Source organism: Moorena sp. SIO3I6, from assembly GCF_010672095.1.
The window spans coordinates 1-1,406 of the sequence record NZ_JAAHHU010001341.1 but is presented as its reverse complement, the minus strand read 5'-3'; the positions used below and the strand labels follow the sequence as shown (position 1 = coordinate 1,406).

The window sequence follows — 1,406 nt, the reverse complement described above, 5'->3', positions numbered from 1 at the left end:
CTTCGCCCTTGCAAGTACGTCAGGCTGGCTCTTCCCGTGGATTTGATTGTCCACACTTTGATTATAGCATAAAAATTTTAATATTGTAGCATATTTTGACAAGTTTTGTAAAAAATTATTGATAGAGTCGGTAGAAGTACAGTTTTATCGAATTGGGGAGTTTGTTCGCGTAGCGTGGCCTACGGCCAGGGGAAAAGAAAACCCCATCCTCCAAAATCAGAAGCGTTTAGATGGAGGGGAACACGAATGGAACCAAGTTGACTTATAGATTAACCTGTCATAGTACTTAGTTCCCATGATAGGAACGCAGACATTGCTAATACCGAAAATATTCAAGCTCCGATAAGACCGATTTGCGGTTTTAAAGTCGTTACTCGCTCGCGCGATCGTGACAGTGATGGTATGGCCTGCGAAATGTGAACTACTACGACCTAAATTATCTTCCGTTATCCATATGGAACATGGTTGGTAGGTCGTTCGATTTAACGACCACAAAAGCACACAGTTCTTGTGTCGGAACATTGGTCCGTGGTCTGATTCGCTCATCCCTGGAAAAGATTTGGGCGTGCAGTTGCAAGGATTGCTGGGATGACTGGGAAACTACAATCACCCGGAGTGGCTGCCACGCCTCATACTAAAGTACTACAACTCAACTTTCGTAGTAATACTTTTAGAAGTTTTATACACTGGTAAAATAAAAAGCATTATCATATCATAGTTATCAGTTTTAAAAAAGTACCCTTATGGGTACTACCCAATTGAGGTAGAATTTAATATTATACAAAAAGTGTTAATTACGGCGGTGCTCCCTAAAACCCAATAATTTGTATTTCACTGAATTACAAACTGCTGTAAAACCTCTTAGAGAAAAAGTGTAATAATTTCAGTCCATAAGTTGCAAAAGATACCTGACAGGGGGACATAAAGCTTATAACGTACACAGTGCAAACTCTATAGCCCGCTCACCCTTCTTGTAATAATTGAGCCAACGACGGTTAATTTCCAAAAGTTCGTCCACTATTTTTTGGCATAATCCCCTTAAGAAAAGCCACGAATGCTGATGTAGGCCAACATAAAAAGCGCTATGTTGCCGTTGTCCACTTGATTGGGTTTCTGGTCTGACCACATATTTTTGAATTCCCATTCGCTTAATGTGTCGCCCTTGGAGAATCGCACTGGTATAGGCAATCGCCACAATAATCATCAGTTTTGATAGATACTCACCACTCAGTTTAGACCCTTCAAGACTATAGCCTCCCGACTTGAAATCTCGAAACATTTCCTCTATTGAGAATCGTCTTTGGTAAGCTACAATAGCCGGTTCAACATCATCAAAGTTAGTCAAAATATACCAGGGTTCTTTCGTCTTAAATCCCTGGTAAGTCCGCTTCCACTTACAGGCTATA

General features: G+C 40.7%; 1 pseudogene. It reads right to left on the bottom strand.

What is annotated here, in order from left to right:
• Positions 1-928: 928 nt before the first annotated feature.
• Positions 929-1,406: pseudogene (locus F6K49_RS49160) on the bottom strand (IS4 family transposase); the annotation flags it as partial.